Raw genomic sequence first — 19262 nt, 5'->3', positions numbered from 1 at the left:
TCCTCATACCATATAGTCTATCCGAATGCTGATACTGCTGGCCTGATAAGATTAAGTTCGACGCCGAGTCTGATGGCTTGCCGGGCGTTAGTGACCCTAAGCTTTTTAACAATATTCCCCATATGAAATTTGACAGTGCTGAGGGATATATTAAGGATGAAGGCAGTTTCTATATAGGTCTTCCCCATGCTGGCCCAGTAGAGTACCTCATTCTCGCGGGCGGTAAAAATAGGTTTATTCAATTTATCCTTATTAATTAAAGAGGTTGAAGTAGTCGATTCAATAAGTTTGTACATTTGTGCGTTGATATCTATTAATAACAGCTGTATAAACCCGAAGTTAGCGACGATCTGTTTTTCAGTAGGAAGGTTTACATTATTATTAAATGCAATTGATAATAAAGAAAGGCTGTTGTGATGATCATGCAGGATGAAGGTTATTCCATTGATTATGTTGAATTTTTCAGAGAGTAAAAAAAATTTTTCCGCCATAAGTGTAATGTTGTCATGCAATGCAAAGGGAGATGATTGCCTGAGTGACTTAATTATGACGGGGTCAGTTAGCTGGAAGCTATGTCTAAGATAAAGTTCAACCCATTCTTCTGGGTAAGTAGAAATAATGAGCACATCTGAAGGGTCGTTTTTTCTGAAAGTCAGATAAGCGTATTGCTGATTTTGCAGGGCTGGAATTTTTCTTTCAATATAGCTTTTTAATATTTTTATTAAAGTGTTATTTTTACTGAAAACAGAAAACATATTCACTCCCTGAAGAAAATGATTTCCAGTGTAATGATGAGGATTATCAAAGAGCTGGCAGACCAGAGGGTTAAGCATCAGTGCCAGATTAACAGCAGTTATAGAGTCAGGTCTATAGCATCCAACACGAAAGCTATTGCTATATCGGGAAATCCATGCAGTTTTAGGGAAGCAATCCACAGGAGGTTAAGGATCACAAGCAGGACAACCCAAAGCGCCCATCAGCAAAGATAAATCAAAAAAACCTGCAAGCACCCTGATCTGAACCGCAACCGTTCCGGCTGCATAGCTATAAAAATTCCTGAACTGCTCTCAAGGTTAAATACACCGTCAGTGAGTTATGTCAGTTGTGATCCTGATCCTAAATATGCTCCAGCCGTAATTGGGGATAACTGGCATTGGACACGCCATAATCATACATCCGGTCGTGATTTAAATAGCGTATCAGCCAGCGGCAATCAAGCGTTTTGGCGGCGAAAAAACCGCGGAATGGTTAGTTATGACCAGAATCACAGGCATAATAAATACCTTTTATTAACCTATGTAATTCCGGCATTCGCCAGCCGGGGCCAGCGAATCCTTACAAAAAAATTATCGACAGTGACTGTCAGACATTCAGGGCAGATTAAAATCCGACTCTTTGATAAATTTTATGTAGCACGATTTTGCTCCTGCCGTGCTGAGTTCGCTGGAGCACATAAGCAGGGAGGCTTGGCTGCTAAAGGTGTACAGCGTCAGGTAGACAAAAGCATAATTCTGGCAATTAAGCACATCATTCAGCTTTTCTATCTCCTTAATTTTATATATCATCCTGTTTGTGTTTGTATATAACTTGCAGCCGTTAAACAGCATCTGGTATCGATATTCAGGATAATGTGATGGAACATCTTTATGAATGAAAAAAAAGAAAAGCAACGTATTGAGTAATAACAATAATAAAATGATCGATCCAATGTAGATTGTTTTGATTTGTGATTTTCCTCTTTTTATTCTTATCACACCCTGTGATGTATCTACGTTTTCTATGCTGGGCTCAATACTGTTGGACTCTGACTGCTCTTCTATTTCGGCATGAAGCATAATCCCTTTCTTTGGCACCGTGATAACAACCCTCTGATCTAAACCGCAACTTCTTAACGCCTTACGTAATATTGATATATTCTGATAAAAGGTGTTTACAGCGACTTCCATTCCTTTCTTACGCCAGACTTCATCTATAAATTTTTCCTGAGAAATTGTCTTGCCATTATTTTGTATCAGCAATAAAAGGCAGCGACTAGCCGGCTGGTTAAGCTTACATTCCTTTCCTGAACCGTGCTGGCAAGACACAATAGTATGTTTAACGGAGTTAAATATAACTGTGCCGTTAATAGTATAAACCATTTTTGTATTTCCTTATTGTAACCCTGATGTAAGTCACTTTTCATTTTGAGAATAAGGACTGGCGTCTCAAATGATGGCTTAAACTACCATATCGATTGTGGTTATTCAAATGTTGCCAGAAGGGATGGGGCTTTGTCAGTAATGAAAATCAAGAATAAACATCAGGTTGTTATTATCTTGCTTTTTTATAATTAAGAAAACCCAGGTTAAAAGATAAGGTAATTTTTTATTGATTATTATGAATTCATTATTTTTCTATTTCTATATTTTCTGGTTAAAAATATAATAAATATTTTCCAAGGTGTTATTTTCTTAATTTATATTTTCACTTTTTTACAGGCGGCCATGCATAGTAATTCATAAATAAGTGAGTCATATGCCCCGTGCAGAATGGAACTTCAAAAGAAAGGCAATGCAATGATTTGATACTCCCTGAGTCTGCGGGAGATAGCTTCAATAGAATGAGCCTGAAGTCTATTCGCCGTCTGGCTGCTCCGCATTACTTATCACCTGTCTGCGCACGACATGCCTGGCTCTATCTTGCAGTTATTATTGACAGGGGCCGCGTACGATCGTCTGGCTGGTCCATGTCATCGCGGATGACGGTACGGCTGGCGGGCAATGCGATTCTACGGCGGCAAAATGGCCGTAAAAGAGATTGTTCGCACCGGCTGCGGTAGTCAATATTATTCAACGGATTTCGAACTCTGCTGAAACGGTATGAATTGCGTACAGGTATGAGTGCCAGGAGCGGCTGTTATGACAATACTGTGCTGGAAGCTTCTCCAGTCCGCTGAAGAAAGTACCCCTGGCGAGCGCTTTATTAGCCAGGAAGTGATGCGGACGATGCTATTTAATTATATCGAATGTAATGACCATTGCTGGTGTTGCCACAGTGCATGTGGCGGTATCAGTCCGGAACAGTTTCCTGCCCTTCGCGTAGTGCCGCGTCCATATTGCGCGAGTAAAAGAACCCTAAACTGAAAATGAAGTAGAGTTGCAGCGCATCCTTCAGAACATATTTTTCGTTGTGTTTTTTGAATGGAAATTCTACAGGTGATGATTTTTATAAAGGTTTTTTGTGAATCGCAATTAAACTATCGTTTCAGCGACTTCTCTTTTTTTAATAATTTTTAATATGTAAGAATTCATTGGATTCACTGTTTTTCCTTCGCCTACTATCGCCTCGCTTTCACCATGCATGGATTAGTTTGTGCCTTCAAGGCTGGGTGTAAGTATGGATATGGATAAATAATCAGGTTTACGATTATTGCAACAATGCTAATTGCAAAAGGAATTACTATATGAATAAGTTGTTACTCTCAGTAGCAGCAATGGGGATCATGGCTTCCGGCTCATCATTTGCTGCCACCACAGCAGATGCCAGCGCTATCTGGCAGGCTGAAGCAACGAAGGACACCCAGAGTGAACTGGTTGTTACGCCTATGCGTGCGCTGCAGTTCAAATATACTTCTAATCTTAAGGCGTTTAACCAGGATACCGGTACTTTTGATGTCGCAATCCGTGGCGACCACTCCACCGCAACCGGTTTTAAACTGGAAGCGCGTGTAGATGACAGCAACAACACCCTGCGTCAGGTTGGCGGTGACAGTACTTTGAGTGTGGGTGCTTACTTCGGTAGTAACGAACTCGGTTCTTCTAATGGCGGAACCACCGGCGTTGGTTCAACCGCTAACTGGACCACCCTGGTTGACTCTGCTCAGGATATCGGCAGTGGTTCTGGCCTGTGGACCCTGACTCAGTCTGCTGGTGCTGTTGCAGATACCGAACTGACTGCGCGTGACAACTTCAAGTTTGAAGTGAAAAAAGCCACTACTGACGGTACTACCGCAACGACTTTCGACAAGCTGCCTGACGGTTTGTGGCAGGGTGAAGTCGCGGTGGCGTTCCGGGCGACCTGGAGCGAATAAGCTACCTCCGGAAGGGAAACGTACCGGCCAGAGAGCGCTCTCTGGCCGGGCATTTATATAAAGGAATTATTATGCCCGCCAAAGGTTTTTTCATGGCATTAGTATTCATACTGATGCCTCTGGCCGCGCAGGCCATTAATGTCGGTACCATTACCACTATTATTCCTGCAGAAAAACAATTAATCGCTAAAGAAATTAAAAATGAGTCTGAAATGGCGCGGCTCATTACCGTGCGCGTTGACCGAATTGATTCACCATTGAGTTCAGGAAAAATAATTCCCTATGATTCTGCGGAAGAGCTGCTTTCATCGCCTTCACAGCTGATGATGCCAGGTAACTCAAAAAATATTATAAAATTTTGGTATCAGGGGAAACAGGATACGCAGGAAAGGTATTACCGCCTTACCTTTACTGATGAACCTATCAGTGACGAGGGCGATCAGGACAGCGGAAAGTATGCGATGGCTCAGGCCAAAGCCGTTATCAGTACCATCCTTGTCGTCCAGCCTCGTGAAAAAAACCTTCAGTACGCCCTGACGCCGCAAGGAGTGGTGAATAAAGGTAATGTCTCATTTCGTATAACGGCTATCGGCGACTGTCAGGATAAAAAGAAAAAAGACTGTCGTGAGCTTTTTTACGTTATGCCAGGAAAAACACACGCATTCCAGCAAGTCGATCTGCATGCGAAGGGTTCGCATGTTGGGCTGTGGGATATTGAACACTTTATTCCGCTGCAGTAAGAATACGCCTGAGACAGGAAGGGAATCACATGAAGAAGCGGATTATGATCTCCGCACTCTCGTTGCTGGTGATGCCATTGACACCAGCACTGGCAGAGTCAACAGGGCAGGGATCTTATATTTTAGCGGGTTATCGTTTTCCTGCTGCGCTTTACGCTATGTTGCAAAGCGGGCTTGAATTACCTGTTTTACTGGATAATAACCAACAAGAGAAAGCGTCACTCTCCGCACCGGATAAATATGTGCAAATCGGTAAAGCGACGCTATTTGCCTCGCAGAATCGATTGGGCCTTCGCGCTGTTCACATGACGGAGGATGGGGACAACTCTGTCCGACTTTCCGATTCGATGATCAAACAACTGGATAGTCTTGGCGATAAAACGTTTGACGACCAGATGCATTTATCCGTTTCTCCCGGAGCCTGGTTTTCTCTGGATGCGAAACAGATGCGTTTGATTCTGCATGTGGGTGAGCAGGGTTTTGGCGCGGTGATCCGTCCGCGCGAATATGACGTCGATGCGCCTACCAGCCGCACACCCAGCGGGACGCTTACCTATGATTTTGGGGGATATACCACCAAAAGCTCACAGGGAATGACGCGCAACTCCGGCTATCTTAACTTCAATTCTACCACCTCAGTAGGCGTCGACCATCTGCTGTTAAACGGTTCTGCCTACTCGGGAAATAGCCTGTCTTCCGACCGTGATGGGCGTATTAACGCCGCATTGTGGGAGCGGGATTATAAAGGTTTACGCTACGCAGCGGGGATGCTGGACAGCTGGAACATGCAGTCAGTCGCCACCGTCAGCGCCCTGACCGGCGGCGAAATTTATGGATTCTCATTTGGTAATGCTGCCAATTCGCGTAAGCGTGATGGCGCATTGTCGTTAACTCCCGTGGTGGTTTTCTTTCCTGCCGCTGGTGAGGCGCGCATTCGCCGTGATGGCAACCTGATTGGCATTCAGCGCTTCTCTGTCGGTAGCCATGAACTGGATACCTCCACGCTGCCTTTTGGTATTTACAGCGTTCAGGTTGAAGTAGTGAGTGGCGGCCGCGTGATTTCTAACGGCGTCTATCAAATCAACAAGCCGTTTTCTTCCAACGTAACGGACGGGCTGCGCTGGCAAATGTGGGGCGGCGCCTATAACCGCGACCGCCTGTATCATTACCGTTACCGTGCAGACGAATACAACAAAAATGTCCGCGTCCTTGATTCAGACTCCGAAAAGGAAATGATGTCGCTGGTCGGGGTTTCCGTGGGTAAAAGCCAGGGCTTTGTCGACTGGAGTTTCTCATCTTATATGCTGCGTGAACAGGCGATAGGTGAACTGTGGGCATCAAGCAATATCACGCAGTGGCTGTCGCTGAATATGCAGGGAATGAGTGCCACCGACGGATCCTGGCGAGGCAACTACGGCGGAAATCTGCGCTTGCCCAAAGGTATCGGCAATGTCTGGTACAGCCATAGCAGGCTGCACAGCGGCGAGTTTCTCTCGCTGTATGAAACCCGGGGAAATACCTGGGGAGTTTCGATCAACCTTCCTTCTATTGGCCCGGCCTCTGGTGGCGTGATCAGCTGGACTGAAGACCGTGATGCTATTTACGGTTACAAACGTCGGCGCCTGGATTATTCGCAGGGGCTTTACGCCGGTCGCTATGGTTCCGTACGGCTGCGTACCGGGATTGGCTATAACGACAATACTTACGGTGCCACCCATTACAGCGATCGTGAGCGCTACGTGATGCTCGACTTCTCGATCCCGCTGGGCAATGCCATCTCTGTGGGCGTATCGCATTCGCGGGAGACCGGTACGGCTATGAATCTTGATGCGACGCATAACTTCGACGGCGATACCCTGAAAAGCGTATCGGCTAACGTATCGAAATCGTTCAGTGGTGATGTGGAACGCGAAGTCGCAGGCGGAGCGACCGTTGATTTTGATTCGCCGTTTAACCGCAACTCCCTCAGCTACCAGACCGATAACTCAAGTGGCTGGAATGCCACCCTGACCAGTCAGGGTTCCGTGGGCTGGTCCGGTACGCATATCGGTGCCGGGAAAGGGCGCGAAAGTGCGGGGCTGCTAATTGATACCGGGCTGGAACGTGGTGAGAAACTGACCCTCGATATTGACGGAACTCAGCACCAGCTTCAGGGCAACCGAAACTTTATCTCTCTGCCACCATACGCAAATTACCGCATGGAAATCCTGAATAACGCCGACACCCTCGACAGCTATGACGTTGTCGATGGTGGAAGAAGGACCGTGTCGGTTTATCCCGGTAATGTGATTTACATGCAGCCGCAGGTGAAAAAGATCGTCACGGTATTTGGTCGTCTTGTGGGCCAGAACGGGCAGGCTATCGCCAACCGGGAAATCAAAAACCGTTTTGGTCTGGCGCAGAGCGGTGCCGACGGTCGTTTTGTGATCGACATCGACAGAAATCATCCGCAGCTTAACATCGCCACCGGCGACGACAGCGTCTGTGCGCTGACGCTGAATATCACGTCGACTGACGGTGCGCTCTGGCTGGGCGATGTCCAGTGCGACCAGGGTAGCTATGTCTGGCAACAATCTGCGGTTAAAGGAGAAGAATTAAATGAAAAAGCTGGCTCTTAGCCTGCTGCTGATTTCGGCAGGGGTGCAGGCTGACGTTACGCTGCCTTATATCGCGATCAACAATGATAATACAGCGGGCAGCGCCAACGGCAGCGCGATTTATAGCTTGAATGCAGGGGCCGGAGAGCAGCTGATCGGATCGGTGACTTACCCTTCCCTGAGCGATAGCGGATTGCTGACGGTTGCCACTTATGTTCCCGTTTCGTCAACCAGCTCGGGCGTCAGCGGCTGGACCGATGAGTTGACCTGGCACTATGGATTCACGGGTTTTAGCGATGTTGGCTTCCGGGGTACTACTTGTACCAGCTGTTCTGGTATGGGTTACAAAGCGCCGGTTAGCGTCAGCAGTACTCAGATGACGGTTCCTTATAACCCACTTGGCGGTCAGTTTGGTTTTACCGGTCTGGTGCTGAGTGAAAGCCTGTACAGCTATTTGTTGGGGCTTGGTGTAGGGCAATCAGTAACTGCAACCACGGCGCCCTACACCAGTTCGACAACGACACCCGCCTCATCGCAGAACAATATCCTGCAAAAATTAGGTGATTATAAACTGGATAACACGGCAAAACTGGGATTCTCGGTCGATCCAATCACTGGCGAGGTCACCCTGCAAACTGGCGTTACCGGTACGCGTTGCACGTCATATCAGTACATTGCACTTAAAGGACAACTTTGTGATGTGATGACCTACACCTACCAGGGGGGCTCGGTAACGCCTTATGCCGGAACGCTGTCGATGAGCGTTTCACAGGTTAACGCCTTGCTGACCCAGTTTCAGAGTAAAGGGCTAAATGTCTCCCTGACCTTTGATGAAAATGTCTGGTATACGCTTTCAAACGGAAGTGTCGGCACGCCTGCCACTTTTGCTGACAGTTTCCTGCAGCAGCCAGCCAAAAGCGGTGGCAGTGCCAGCCTGAAAATGTTTTTTCCTGATGATTTTATCAAAGCGGTTGCTCTGCAGGGGAACGCCGCTAACCTGACCGATATTGCCACGCTTTGTCTGAGCAAACCGATGGCGCAGTTGGGGGCTGATTTCTGTTTCCATCCGGGTAACGGCATCAATATTACTCCGCTTGCTAACAGTATCGAAATTAAGCCAGATAACCCGGACTACAGCCTGGACTCAAGCGGCCTGGGCGGAAGCGGTAAAGGGAAGGTGGGCACGGCAACGCCGATCTCCATTCCTTATACCATTTACACCAGTTCAAAAGATCCGGCAGTGGCCGTCAGCGTCCGGGTAACGGGGCCCAGTAAAGCAATGAACGGTCAGGACTACTGTCTGTTCAGCGGAGCGGGCGTGGCCAGCGCGATAGAGGTGCCGGTACCGGGCAACGTGCTGGTCGGACTTAGTCAGACGAGCTATGCCCACAACTGTACCGGCAACGCTATTGCTGTTCCGCCTCCGTCAACCAGTGCTGGCGAGTGGGTTAAACAGAGTAGTACGGTGTCTACGGATCTGTCAGTCTGGCAAACACCGCTAATATTGAAGTTCCCTATGGACGATCCCGTAACACAGAAAACCTTTGACGGTGGCTACTGGGATGGGGTGGTTAGTGCTCAGGGGACCATTGAAGTCTCGGCATCATGGAATTAATGAAGATGAAGTGCGGATGGTTGTTTTTTCTTATTGTTTTTTCTCAACCTGCGTCAGCTTTATTTATTAAGAACCTGAATATAGACCTGCAGCCTGAGAAAAAGGTGCAGTATGAAGAAATTGTAAACTTAACCTCCGGGCGGAGAGTTTATACTGTCAGTATGGTTCAGGTCAGCATCCCGCGCCGCAGTGGGATGGAGACCGTAATTAACGATGGTGCTCTTCTTTATTCTCCTCAAAAACTGGTTCTTAATTCAGGAGAGAAAGGGGGGTTTAAGTTTTTTTATAAAGGTAAAATTGATAAAAAAGAACGTTATTTCAGGGTGAAATTTATTGAAATGCCCATCGAAGCGGATATTATTCATCCTGAAAAAAGATCGCTGCTTTACGATTATCGTGTCGCCGTTGAGGCTATCATGATAGTCAGGCCTGGAGAGGAAGAGTTCCGGTACAGTTATACAAAGAATGAAATTAAAAACACAGGGAATACGTATTTTAAATATATGTCTTCGCGTGGCTGTAGTAACAGTTACGCCCATTCAGCATTCATCGGTCCAGGCGAAAGCCTTAAGTTGGAAGATGAGCAGGCTGAATCAAATCGTGTAATTATTTATCATAAAAAGATTATTTCGCTATCAAGCTGCGGAAAGTCCTGGTAAAGAATTCCCTTCGGGGAATATTCCTTTCATTCAATGATGGATTGAAAGGTAACCCTGTTATTAATAACGTAAGGATATTGCAATGAAAACTGTATCTCTGGCTGTGGCCAATGATGTTATCGGTGGAGCTCTGAACCCAATTGCTGCTCTGGTTAAAGGTGCGCAGACCGGTTATGACGCTGGTGCCAGCATCATGGGCATGCTGGGCGGCCTGGTTGGTGGCGCTGTAGGTGGCATCCTCGGCTTCATCGGTGGCTTCGTCGGTACTGTTAAGTAACAGCCAGAAACTCACGCGGAGGCAGTATGAACGTGGTTTCCCTTAACCGGACAAGAAAAATCAGGCAGCTTTCTCTGGGAAGGGCGAGCCGCTATGGCTGGCAAACAGGCCAGCAGGCGGGGAGCCAGCTACTGGGACCTGCGGGTGGCTTTGTCGGCGGGGTGCTCGGCGGTCTCGGCGGCTTTATTAACGGCATGATGGTGCAGATCATTCGAACCATCAGAAAAAAACAGATTAAGGAAAATTAAAATGAATGCAGTAAAACTGAAAGTTGCAGATCAGATCGTGGGTGGATGGGATCCGTTCGGCGTCGCGATGACTGGCGCGCAGACGGGTTACACCGCAGGTAGCTCACTGCTTGGTCCTCTGGGCGGCGTGATTGGTGGTGTATTCGGACTGTTAGGCGGCTTTGTGACTGGCTTCCTGTCTGCCTGATCCCCGGCAATAAAATGATCATAAATGACCCAATTCGTTGGGTCATTTTTTTTCTTCTCAGATGGCAAGGCAGTTATGTTTTCTCTATTGCGATTTCGCTCCCCTTCCAAAACGCCCATGATTCGTCAGCATGAATATACCGAGTGTGGGCTGGCCTGTCTGGCCATGGTGTTGGGCCACTATGGGCACCAGACCTCTGTCAGCCAACTCCGTCGTGAATATGAGGTGTCGGAAGACAGTGGAACTTCAATGTCATCTCTGTTGCGCTGGTCGCGTGAAAAGGGACTTGATGGGCGTTTATTGCAGGGAAAGGTTCAGGAACTCAGGCAGGTCAATCTGCCACTGATCGCTTTCTGGCGAGGCAATCACTTTGTGGTTGTGGTGCAGACTGACGATCGCGGTATCACGATCCACGATCCGGCCAGTGGCGTGCGCCGCTATCGCTATAAAGAAGCGGAAGCGCTGTTCTCCGGTTTTGTGCTGGAACTGCACCCGGCGGCTGATTTTTCTGCCAAAACTCAGGAAGAAAGCTTTTCGTTAGGGCAACTGGCCACCCAGGTGACGCAGCTAATGAAACGGCAGGTGACGCTGTTCCTGTTTTCCCTGTTCACCTTAATAATCATGCTGGTGTCACCGGCTTACATTCAGCTGGTGCTTGATGAGGCGATTTCACGCGGTGACTACGATTTGGTCGTGCTGCTAACCTGTATTTTCGCCATTGTCTTTATTTTTGATGTGGCCAGCCGTTTCCTTAAACAAATACTGGAAATCTGCCTGCGAAACTTTGCTTATGACGAGCTAAGTCAGGCGATACGGCGCTATTTGCTGCGGGCCCACTCAAGCTGGTTTCGCACACGTCCGGTTGGGGTGATCCTCGCTATTGAAAAATCACTGCATGGCTGTGCTGAATTTATCAGCAACGGTTACGTCGCACTGGTTTATTCCATGTTAATCAGCGTGTGCAGCATGATTTTTATGCTGTTTTACAACGTGCAGATTGCTGCCGTGACATTGCTGTCGATGAGCGTTTTCTTCGCCATCCGCTTTTTACTGATTGGCCCTTATCAGCGAGCAGTCGATAATTCTATAACTAAAACGGCAGAATACGAATCCCTGCTGGTAGAAACACAAAAAGGGATTGTCACGATCAAAGCCAATAACATGCTTAATAATTATAACAGCGTAATTGATCGTGCCATGCGCAGCCATATAAACGGGCTGATGAAAAAAGAGCGTTTGCTGGCTCGTTTTGATGCCGCGTCAGTATTAGTGATTAATGCTGAACAGCTGATCGTAGTTTGTATGGGAGCCTGGTCTATTTTACACGGTGATATGACCATTGGTATGCTGGTGGCTTATCTTAGCTACAAACGTTATTTCTCCGATGCAATGGTCGAGGTTGCGCATAAATACCTTGAGAAAAATGCACTCAAAGGCCCACTCGAACGTGTTGGAGACCTTGTGACTTATCCTGGCGACAGTGACAGCTTTGGCGAGCGTAAATTAGATGAAATTAGCTCGCTAACTTTCGACAATGCCAGTTTTGCATTTCCGGGTAAAACAGCCGTGCTGAAAAACATTAACCTGACGCTCACGCCGCAGCAGGAAACGGTTATTATTGGGCACAGTGGCTCAGGGAAAACCACATTGCTGCGTTTGATTTCCGGTATTCTGCAGCCGACGGACGGCGATATCCTGCTGAATGACTTCCCGCAGGCATCCTTTGATTTGGAAAGTCTGCGCCAGCATATCCGTATTATTCATGCAGATGATCATTTATTTAGCGGCTCGCTGGCTGAAAACATTGCTGGTTTTGCGCCTGAAGCTGATATTCAGGAGATCATTGCCGCCTGTAAGCTGGCGGAAATCCATCAGGTTATTAGCGCTCTGCCCCACGGCTATGACACCACTTTTGTGCCGGGCAATCCGCTGTTCTCTGCCGGAGAAGTGCAACGTCTGGTACTTGCCCGCGCACTGTATGGCCGTCCGGCATGGCTGCTGTGCGATGAGGTGACGGCGAACCTGGATAAAACCACCGCCCGAAAAGTGCTGGATAATTTGCGCAGCCTGGGGATTGGCCTGATTTTTGTCACGCATTCGCCGGAAGTGGTTTACCAGCAGGGCCTGCTGCTCACGTTAAAAAATGGTGAGTTAAGGCCCCAGCAGGCAGGAGAGGCGTTATGATCCCGGATGTGATCTGTCACTGGCTGGCCAAAAATGCCCGCCGTCAGCACATTGGCGGGCGGTTTGAACAAAATTATCTCCAGCTGATGCGCCAGCCCGAAGAGCACTATAACGACAGTCTCTTTGTGGAAAATCTACGTGAAAAACTGCGCTTGCTGGTCACCTTAAAATCGTTGCCCCCTGCGCGCTGGCCGCGCTATATGTCGCCGTCGGCGGAGCAGGAAGTGCTGCGCTGGGTCCGTGAGACGAGGTTATTTGAGCGGCGCTGCATTGTCCCGTTACTGCGCTGGAACGGTCTGCCTCTGGTGCTGGCAAAAATGATGCAGATAGCCCCGGATGGCTATGACTTTATGTTCATTACCTGTGATGACCGCTGGCAGCCTCTGAAAATGATGCGTCCGGTGCAGGGCGGCGGTTTGTTCTCCTCACGGCCAATGCTGGTATTGGTGTTTATTGATGAGCGGCTGCCCGCTTCTTTTCTGCAACCCGTGATTCTGAATGGCAACCGACTGCTGATCACTGATGTGTCTCCGCGGGTTCTGCAACGACTTCATCTGGAGATCCAAACCCTGTTACCCGTCGGCAGTCCACTGGGCTCTTTTCAGCTGACGGGTGAGAGCCTGCCGGCGGATGGCTGGACACAAGCAGTGCAGGACAATTTTACACATCTGGCCCATAACCCTGCCTGCTGGGGACAGTGGGACGATATTTCTGTTTTACTTCATGGATGAACCCATGCCGCTGATCAAACAACGCAAAACTCGTCTGCCGGCAACGCCCGGGCGTCATTACGCACGTATATATCAAATAAATTTGCCAGGGTTGAAAGTCGCTCTGACGCTGTTCGCCACTTTTTTCCTGTGTATGCTGATTTACTCCTGCGTTGTCGAATATTCCGAAACAACGCTGGCGCAGGGCGTCATTACTAACGTTAAAGGCGATGTGCAGGTGCGGGCAAAAGCATCGGGAACCATCATCAATATTCCGGTGCATGAAGGGCAATTCGTTAAAGAGAACCAGGTTTTATTCAGCCTTTCACGAGATTACGGCGGGAAAGAGGGCTCAGTCATTGAATATGAGGCGCAGCGTTACGCGGCAGAAAAAACCCGAAACGTTGAACGCATAAACGATATGAAACGCTCACTCGCCAGGCTCAGGGATAGCCTGAAGCGTCAGTCCGCGACTATCGATGCGCAGATTGAAGCCTCGGCCATTAAAATTAAAAAAGCGCGTGAGTTGATAAATAACGCTAACCAGACATATCAGTCTTATAAGGCGATTGCGGGCAAAGGGTATGTCTCTAAAACAGATCTCAGCGTGAAATATAATGATGTTCTTAATGCCCAGCTGAATCTGAAGCTTGAGGAATCCAACCTGTTACAGTTGCAGAGTAATAAAACGTCTGCAAACGATAATACGCAGTATCAGATTGACGATCTCAGTACCCAGATGCTCTATCTGGATAACCGCAACAGCGAAATCGATCGCACGATGGCGACGCAGGGCAGTAAGACGATGGCCATGCTGGCACCGACCAGTGGCTATGTGGTGGCCATTAACTTCCCGCCGGGCAAAGCGGTAACCCAGGACAGCGAGGTGGTGATGGTCATCCGTCACGATCGGGACAGTCCGCTGGAAGGTTATCTGTATATCCCCTCCAGTGGAGCAGGGCGAATTAATACGGGTGACAGTGTGAAAGTTCGCTTTGATGCGTGGCCAATGGATAAGTACGGCACCGTGACCTCTAAGCTGGAAAATTTCTATCCTGTCAGTATCGACAGCCGGTCAGCTTTAATCTCTTTAAAGCAGGGTCAGACCTATTACCTGACGCGCATTAAGTTGCCTTCTTCTTTTGAAGATCCCGGTAAACATTCCCGCCTGTTACTGGGAGGAATGACGCTGAGTGCTGATATCGTAGTGGATAAAAAACCGTTGATTGCTCTGCTGCTGGCGCCGATAGAGCGCGCACGACAGCGCTTCTTCAGCACCAGCGGTGAAGCGAAAGGGTAGCGCTTCATCGCTGCCCGGTTGGGGAGATCGGCCTGACCGCCGATCTCCCCAACCGGTCTGCTTATCCTCTACGGTAAGATCCCGCCCTGTTTTCTGCGTCAGATGTGGAAAGTGTCATCGGAGATAACCAGCTGCGACAGACACCCGGTACCGATCTCCCCAGCTCAGAGGGCTTCAGGCAAAATACTCTGCTCTTTAGTGAATCGTGTCTTTTTCATCGGCGAAATCTCTGTTCAGGGGAAGGCTTCATCATGCCGCAATGTTGCTGCTGAATGGGGCAGGGATTCTGGGCAGTATGGTATCTGTTCAGGGAAAGGTCGTTGATTTTAAACGGGGGGTTTTTATACTACACGCAATTAATAACGCATCAGGGTTTTTACAATTCCAGTGCTGCTTATGATTATAAAAAGATAAAAGCCAGCCTGAAGCTTTTGTGGCTTTTATCTTTAGCACTAGTTAGTGTGATAAATTACTTACAATTGACGTAAGGTCTGTATTTGAATCTACTGCTCCACAAGAGGAGGATTTATCCACTAATTGTGGCAGGTATTTAGCCAGCAGGTTTAATGCATCTGTTGTATTTACACCCAGCTTAGTAGCTAGTTGTTCAATCGCCTCTGAGCCGATCATCTTCTGCACAATCTCGCTACTGAGCGCAACATTTTGTTGATCGCTGAGCCAGGACTGGACAATATCGCTGAACTCACCGCTTTGAAGATGATTCACCAGGGCTTGTATCCCACCTTGCTGCTCTACCCACTGTATTACCCCATTGACTTCCTGAGTGGTTTGATTACTGAGGCCGCACATACCCAACACTTTTTCCAGCATGCTCATTACTCTATTCCTTCCAGTCTTCAATTATTATGGCTGTCTTAATGCCCTGATCTTATGAATAGCGAACAGCACAATAATTGCACCGAGGGTAGCAATGGCAATGCTGTAAATATTGAAGCCACTTACCTTACCAAAGCCCAACGCTGTACTGATAACACCGCCAATCAGAGCCCCTACCACGCCAAGGATCATCGTCATGAAAATGCCCAAGTGTTCTTTTCCGGGCATGATGCACCTGGCGATGACGCCAGCAATCAATCCAAATATAACCCATGATAATATACCCATTCCAGCTCCTTAATTCTGTGTTTATATTCTTTTATGTTTAGTGTGTGTTTATTATTTCTCTTAATTAAGCGGGTAGTATCGTACTTTCAGCAGGGCCTGTATGGCAATGCTGTTTCTAAACGTAATATAAACCTCAGAATAATATCAAAGGATGAGTATGAGTCTCTTAGATAAAGTTAAAGATATTGGTAGCGATCTGTTACATGCCGTAGATAAAAGTAATGAAGAGAAAAATACGACGTCATCTGAAGGCGGACGTACTTATATTGTTAAATCTGGCGATACGCTGAGTGCGATTGCTAAACAGTTTTATAATGATCCGGCTAAATATATGAGTATTTTTGAGGCGAATAAAGATAAGTTAACCAGCCCTGATGAAATAGTCCCCGGTCAGGTACTGCAACTTCCTGAATAAAAGCGAATAGCAGACCAGTTGGCGTATCATTTGCCGGCTGGCAACCGATCCATTTCACATAACGTTGTCTTCATGTAGCTGATAAACCCTGTAATGCGTTGAAGGCGTTTGTGCATTTAGCGGCTGTAAAAGCTTATGCTAAAGGCCGGGCCGGCTTGCTTTCACCAAGACTGCGATAATGAGCGTAGGCAATATGGATGTTGAAACGCTGCCGGGCTGATTTACCGTCAAAGCAAGGGGATCCTGGAGCGTATGCGAATACCAGAGGAGAGGGGATATGTGCTGGCTGCAGAAAGCAAAAACCCGCCGTAAGGCGGGTTCTTTAAATAATGGTGCCCGGACTCGGAATCGAACCAAGGACACGGGGATTTTCAATCCCCTGCTCTACCGACTGAGCTATCCGGGCAACGGGGCGCATTAAACCTTACTGGCCGCGGTGCGTCAATGTCTTTATAACCAAAAACGTACTGGTTGCACTCTTTTCCATCAACCCGGCGAAAAAGTAGCAAAAACGTCAGACAACAAGCCCCTGTTGCAGCTCAGGCACATACCTTTGGGCAGGGTAATTAGTCCAGCCGCTTATCCACAACATCACGCAGACGATACCAGCCGCTGACGAACGGTACAAACCAGGGGCGGCCATCATAAAGCGGAATGCGCTTAAACGTCGGGCGGTCGAATGAGAGTGGGCGCTCTTCTGTGCCCAACACCTTCTGCGCCGTGCGGTATCCCAGCCAGCTCATCAGCGCCACGCCATTACCGTTGCAGCCTACGGCAAAACGGGCGTTATCCATAAGCCCGGCATAGGCCGTTTTGTCGCGCGTCATACCAACATAGCCGCTCCAGGCATGGCTGATGCGGTAATCTTTCAGCTCCGGCCAGATAGCCAGCATCCGTTCGCGGAGCCTGACTGCTGCCGTCTTGTCATCGCAGTCCATGATGCCAGGACGCGATCCAAACAGCAGACGTGTACCGTCGGGAGAAGGGCGGGTGTAGATCAGATCGCGTCGGCTGTCGGTAATCATCCTGCCACCGGGGATCAGTTTAGCCATCAGCTCAGGCGGCAGCGGTTCGGTCGCAATCTGATAACTTTTTACCGGGACAATGCGTTTTACCAGGTTTGGCGTAGCCAGTGAATCGGTATAGCCATTAGTGAGCACCAGCACTTCCTGCGCTTCGATGGCACCGCGTTCAGTATCCACAATCTTCAGCCCGTTACGGGGCGTAACGGAAGTGACGCGTGCGTGGGAATAGAGGCCTGCACCCAGCTTACGAGCGAGATCCCGCAGTGCCCTGTTATATTTCCCGGGATGTACGCCGCCATACTCATCTACCAGGATCCCGCCGTGATAAAACTCCGATCCGATAATTGATGCCTGCTCTTTTCGCTTCACTTTATGTACGGTCACGCCGGTTACGCTGTGCAGGATATCGCCCATCTCGTACAGACTGTCGAGCTGCTTTTTAGTGTGTGCACCGAAGTAGCGACCGCCGATAAACAGATCGGCATCCAGCTGCTCGTTTTTCACCAGATCCTGAATAAAGGCGTAAGAGGCGATGGAATCGGCAATCATGCGGCTGAACAACTCGACAGAGATGCCCTTTATCGCACCGCCCACCACCAGTTTCTGGCCGCTGCTTATCATGCCACCAGTGCGGGTGCTGCCGCCGCTGCCCAGCGCATTCGCATCCAGTACCACGACCTTTTTGCCACACCGTGGCCGCTGAACAATCCAGCCGGAACTGGGGCTGGTGCCGCCGTACGGGGCGCGATCTGCGTGAGCTGCCGCTGATCCACGAAAGTATGAAAATGTGGGAAGGGATGAATGCTCTGGTCGGCAGAGAAACGGGCTTTCGCCGGGAAGGCATTCTCTATACCTCACGCACGGAGGAGCAACGTGAGCGGCACCTGCGCTGGATAGAGGAAGCGCGCAATTATGATATTCACAGTGAGATGCTGTCGCCCGCTCAGACAAAGGAGAAACTTCCGGGTCTGAATGGCACCCTTGTTGGTGGACTCTGGACGCCGCTCGATGGGCGGGCTGAACCGCAGAAAGCGACGCCGGCGATGGCAAAATATGCAATGTCGCTTGGGGTTAATATTCAGCAGCACTGCGCGGTACGCACTATTGAGCAGTCCGCCGGACGCGTCAGCCACGTTGTTACCGAACATGGCGTGGTGAACTGCCACTCTGTGGTGGTGGCGGGCGGCGTCTGGTCCAGGCTGCTGATGCAGGGAATGGGCATCGCTCTGCCCCAGCTTAAGGTGCTCTCCACGGTGATGCGAACGCGTCCGGTACAGAGTGATATCACCTTTTGCGCCAGCTTTGGCAACGTGGCGCTGCGCAAAAGGCTGGATGGAGGCCTGACCATAGCCAGCTCAGCCACTAACACGGCTGACATTACCCCTGATTCGCTACGCTTCATCAAGCCGTTCTTTCCCGCTTTCTGGCACGAGCGTAAGTCTGTTCAGTTACGGCTGGGCAAGCGATTTGTTGAAGAGGCGCTACACTGGCAGCCGGGACATGCCGATAAAGTCTCAATCTATGAGCGGATTCGGGTGCTGGAGCCTCGCATCAACCCGGCGATAATCAGCCAGATGCTGCTGAGCCTGAAGCAGTGGCTGCCATCAATGGACAAGGTGCAGGTTGCGCAAAGCTGGGGAGGAATGATTGATACAATGCCCGATGCCATTCCGGTTATCTCTGGCGCGCCTTCGCTGCCGGGTCTGTATCTGGCGACTGGCTTCTCCGGCCACGGTTTCGGTATTGCGCCAGCCGCCGGTCATCTGATGGCGGATCTGGTCACCAACGCCACACCCATTGCCGATCCCGCCGCTTTCCGTTTATCGCGGTTCAGCGAAGGCGAGAAGATTCAGGCGCAGCACTGGTTATAAGGGAAGGAAGCAACCAGCCCTGCCAGATCTGCTTAAGCCACAATAATTACGGGGCATATGCCGCAGGGACGCGGCCTCCAGGTTCCCACGGACGATTTCATATTGTCCCCGATAACTTGCCCCTGCGCAGCGCCCGGTTTTGTACTTAACCAAACACCGCGCCCGCTTTCAGCCGCCCCTCTTCTTGAACCGCAAAATAAAAAATGCCATGATTGCGGCCTTACTGATGCACACCTTTAT

The 19262-nt window shown here is 49.0% G+C and carries 18 protein-coding genes and 1 tRNA gene; 13 read left to right on the top strand and 6 right to left on the bottom strand.

Features of this window, described 5'->3' with window-relative positions; all coding sequences use genetic code 11:
• Positions 1–17: 17 nt before the first annotated feature.
• Both AAH446_RS17760 and AAH446_RS17755 read right to left on the bottom strand, forming a co-directional pair.
• A complete protein-coding gene (locus AAH446_RS17760) occupies positions 18–755 on the bottom strand; it encodes a helix-turn-helix transcriptional regulator (RefSeq protein ID WP_342908012.1) in 738 nt (245 codons plus the stop codon).
• A gap of 615 nt (positions 756–1370) precedes the next feature.
• Positions 1371–2138, bottom strand: coding sequence for a winged helix-turn-helix domain-containing protein (locus AAH446_RS17755; RefSeq protein WP_342908000.1), 768 nt, complete (start codon positions 2136–2138; stop codon positions 1371–1373).
• Between the two features lie 1304 nt (positions 2139–3442).
• On the opposite strand from AAH446_RS17755, the gene AAH446_RS17750 reads away from it, so the two are divergent.
• The 11 genes from AAH446_RS17750 (at position 3443) to AAH446_RS17700 (ending at position 14586) form a co-directional block, all read left to right on the top strand.
• Positions 3443–4069: a common pilus major fimbrillin subunit EcpA gene (locus AAH446_RS17750; protein ID WP_342907999.1), complete on the top strand. Its 627-nt coding sequence runs from the start codon at positions 3443–3445 to the stop codon at positions 4067–4069.
• A 71-nt stretch (positions 4070–4140) separates the two neighbouring features.
• Positions 4141–4809, top strand: coding sequence for an EcpB family pilus assembly chaperone (locus AAH446_RS17745; RefSeq protein ID WP_342907998.1), 669 nt, complete (start codon positions 4141–4143; stop codon positions 4807–4809).
• A 29-nt stretch (positions 4810–4838) separates the two neighbouring features.
• Entirely contained in the window at positions 4839–7427 is a 2589-nt protein-coding gene (locus AAH446_RS17740) for a CS1-pili formation C-terminal domain-containing protein (protein ID WP_342907997.1), read from the top strand.
• Positions 7408–9021: a receptor gene (locus AAH446_RS17735; RefSeq protein WP_342907996.1), complete on the top strand. Its 1614-nt coding sequence runs from the start codon at positions 7408–7410 to the stop codon at positions 9019–9021. The genes AAH446_RS17740 and AAH446_RS17735 overlap by 20 nt, the downstream gene beginning before the upstream one ends.
• A complete protein-coding gene (locus AAH446_RS17730; RefSeq protein ID WP_342907995.1) occupies positions 9021–9680 on the top strand; it encodes a hypothetical protein in 660 nt (219 codons plus the stop codon). The genes AAH446_RS17735 and AAH446_RS17730 overlap by 1 nt, the downstream gene beginning before the upstream one ends.
• Positions 9681–9762: 82 nt before the next feature.
• Positions 9763–9957 (top strand): hypothetical protein, encoded by a 195-nt coding sequence (locus AAH446_RS17725; RefSeq protein ID WP_342907994.1) that lies wholly within the window; start codon positions 9763–9765, stop codon positions 9955–9957.
• Between the two features lie 26 nt (positions 9958–9983).
• A complete protein-coding gene (locus tag AAH446_RS17720) occupies positions 9984–10205 on the top strand; it encodes a hypothetical protein (RefSeq protein WP_342907993.1) in 222 nt (73 codons plus the stop codon).
• Position 10206: 1 nt separating this feature from the next.
• Positions 10207–10392: a hypothetical protein gene (locus AAH446_RS17715; RefSeq protein ID WP_342907992.1), complete on the top strand. Its 186-nt coding sequence runs from the start codon at positions 10207–10209 to the stop codon at positions 10390–10392.
• A gap of 75 nt (positions 10393–10467) precedes the next feature.
• Positions 10468–12576, top strand: coding sequence for a peptidase domain-containing ABC transporter (locus AAH446_RS17710; protein ID WP_342907991.1), 2109 nt, complete (start codon positions 10468–10470; stop codon positions 12574–12576).
• Positions 12573–13307 carry a hypothetical protein gene (locus tag AAH446_RS17705; RefSeq protein WP_342907990.1) on the top strand — a complete coding sequence of 245 codons (735 nt, stop codon included), beginning with the start codon at positions 12573–12575 and terminating at the stop codon, positions 13305–13307. Before AAH446_RS17710 ends, AAH446_RS17705 begins: the two co-directional genes overlap by 4 nt.
• A 4-nt stretch (positions 13308–13311) precedes the next feature.
• Entirely contained in the window at positions 13312–14586 is a 1275-nt protein-coding gene (locus AAH446_RS17700; protein WP_342907989.1) for an HlyD family secretion protein, read from the top strand.
• Positions 14587–15042: 456 nt separating this feature from the next.
• Here the strand turns inward: AAH446_RS17700 and AAH446_RS17695 are convergent, their stop codons facing one another.
• Both AAH446_RS17695 and AAH446_RS17690 read right to left on the bottom strand, forming a co-directional pair.
• Positions 15043–15423 carry a YidB family protein gene (locus tag AAH446_RS17695; protein ID WP_342907988.1) on the bottom strand — a complete coding sequence of 127 codons (381 nt, stop codon included), beginning with the start codon at positions 15421–15423 and terminating at the stop codon, positions 15043–15045.
• 27 nt (positions 15424–15450) lie between these two features.
• Positions 15451–15711 (bottom strand): GlsB/YeaQ/YmgE family stress response membrane protein, encoded by a 261-nt coding sequence (locus AAH446_RS17690; protein ID WP_342907987.1) that lies wholly within the window; start codon positions 15709–15711, stop codon positions 15451–15453.
• Positions 15712–15868: 157 nt separating this feature from the next.
• Between AAH446_RS17690 and AAH446_RS19805 the strand changes: the two genes are divergently transcribed.
• Positions 15869–16126: a LysM peptidoglycan-binding domain-containing protein gene (locus AAH446_RS19805; protein ID WP_463322831.1), complete on the top strand. Its 258-nt coding sequence runs from the start codon at positions 15869–15871 to the stop codon at positions 16124–16126.
• A gap of 330 nt (positions 16127–16456) precedes the next feature.
• On the opposite strand, the gene AAH446_RS17680 is transcribed toward AAH446_RS19805, so the two are convergent.
• Both AAH446_RS17680 and AAH446_RS17675 read right to left on the bottom strand, forming a co-directional pair.
• Positions 16457–16532 (bottom strand) — tRNA-Phe (locus AAH446_RS17680).
• Between the two features lie 160 nt (positions 16533–16692).
• On the bottom strand, positions 16693–17826 hold the full coding sequence (locus AAH446_RS17675; RefSeq protein ID WP_342907986.1) for an NAD(P)/FAD-dependent oxidoreductase: 1134 nt from the start codon (positions 17824–17826) through the stop codon (positions 16693–16695).
• Positions 17827–17843: 17 nt separating this feature from the next.
• On the opposite strand from AAH446_RS17675, the gene AAH446_RS17670 reads away from it, so the two are divergent.
• Positions 17844–19022 carry an NAD(P)/FAD-dependent oxidoreductase gene (locus AAH446_RS17670; protein ID WP_342907985.1) on the top strand — a complete coding sequence of 393 codons (1179 nt, stop codon included), beginning with the start codon at positions 17844–17846 and terminating at the stop codon, positions 19020–19022.
• Positions 19023–19262: the final 240 nt, after the last annotated feature.

Origin of the sequence: Erwinia psychrophila (genome assembly GCF_039023475.1) — a bacterium.
GTDB lineage: Bacteria > Pseudomonadota > Gammaproteobacteria > Enterobacterales > Enterobacteriaceae > Erwinia.
Note: the sequence above shows the minus strand (reverse complement) of the source record. Positions and strands in the feature narration are given on the sequence as shown.

Coding starts and splice junctions, on each gene's coding strand:
- AAH446_RS17740 (WP_342907997.1), top strand. CDS start 4,839: ATGAAGAAGCGGATTATGATCTCCGCACTCTCGTTGCTGGTGATGCCA.
- AAH446_RS17705 (WP_342907990.1), top strand. CDS start 12,573: ATGATCCCGGATGTGATCTGTCACTGGCTGGCCAAAAATGCCCGCCGT.
- AAH446_RS17715 (WP_342907992.1), top strand. CDS start 10,207: ATGAATGCAGTAAAACTGAAAGTTGCAGATCAGATCGTGGGTGGATGG.
- AAH446_RS17690 (WP_342907987.1), bottom strand. CDS start 15,711: ATGGGTATATTATCATGGGTTATATTTGGATTGATTGCTGGCGTCATC.
- AAH446_RS17735 (WP_342907996.1), top strand. CDS start 7,408: ATGAAAAAGCTGGCTCTTAGCCTGCTGCTGATTTCGGCAGGGGTGCAG.
- AAH446_RS17695 (WP_342907988.1), bottom strand. CDS start 15,423: ATGAGCATGCTGGAAAAAGTGTTGGGTATGTGCGGCCTCAGTAATCAA.
- AAH446_RS17700 (WP_342907989.1), top strand. CDS start 13,312: ATGCCGCTGATCAAACAACGCAAAACTCGTCTGCCGGCAACGCCCGGG.
- AAH446_RS17710 (WP_342907991.1), top strand. CDS start 10,468: ATGTTTTCTCTATTGCGATTTCGCTCCCCTTCCAAAACGCCCATGATT.
- AAH446_RS17760 (WP_342908012.1), bottom strand. CDS start 755: ATGTTTTCTGTTTTCAGTAAAAATAACACTTTAATAAAAATATTAAAA.
- AAH446_RS17755 (WP_342908000.1), bottom strand. CDS start 2,138: ATGGTTTATACTATTAACGGCACAGTTATATTTAACTCCGTTAAACAT.
- AAH446_RS17725 (WP_342907994.1), top strand. CDS start 9,763: ATGAAAACTGTATCTCTGGCTGTGGCCAATGATGTTATCGGTGGAGCT.
- AAH446_RS17720 (WP_342907993.1), top strand. CDS start 9,984: ATGAACGTGGTTTCCCTTAACCGGACAAGAAAAATCAGGCAGCTTTCT.
- AAH446_RS19805 (WP_463322831.1), top strand. CDS start 15,869: ATGAGTCTCTTAGATAAAGTTAAAGATATTGGTAGCGATCTGTTACAT.
- AAH446_RS17750 (WP_342907999.1), top strand. CDS start 3,443: ATGAATAAGTTGTTACTCTCAGTAGCAGCAATGGGGATCATGGCTTCC.
- AAH446_RS17730 (WP_342907995.1), top strand. CDS start 9,021: ATGAAGATGAAGTGCGGATGGTTGTTTTTTCTTATTGTTTTTTCTCAA.
- AAH446_RS17745 (WP_342907998.1), top strand. CDS start 4,141: ATGCCCGCCAAAGGTTTTTTCATGGCATTAGTATTCATACTGATGCCT.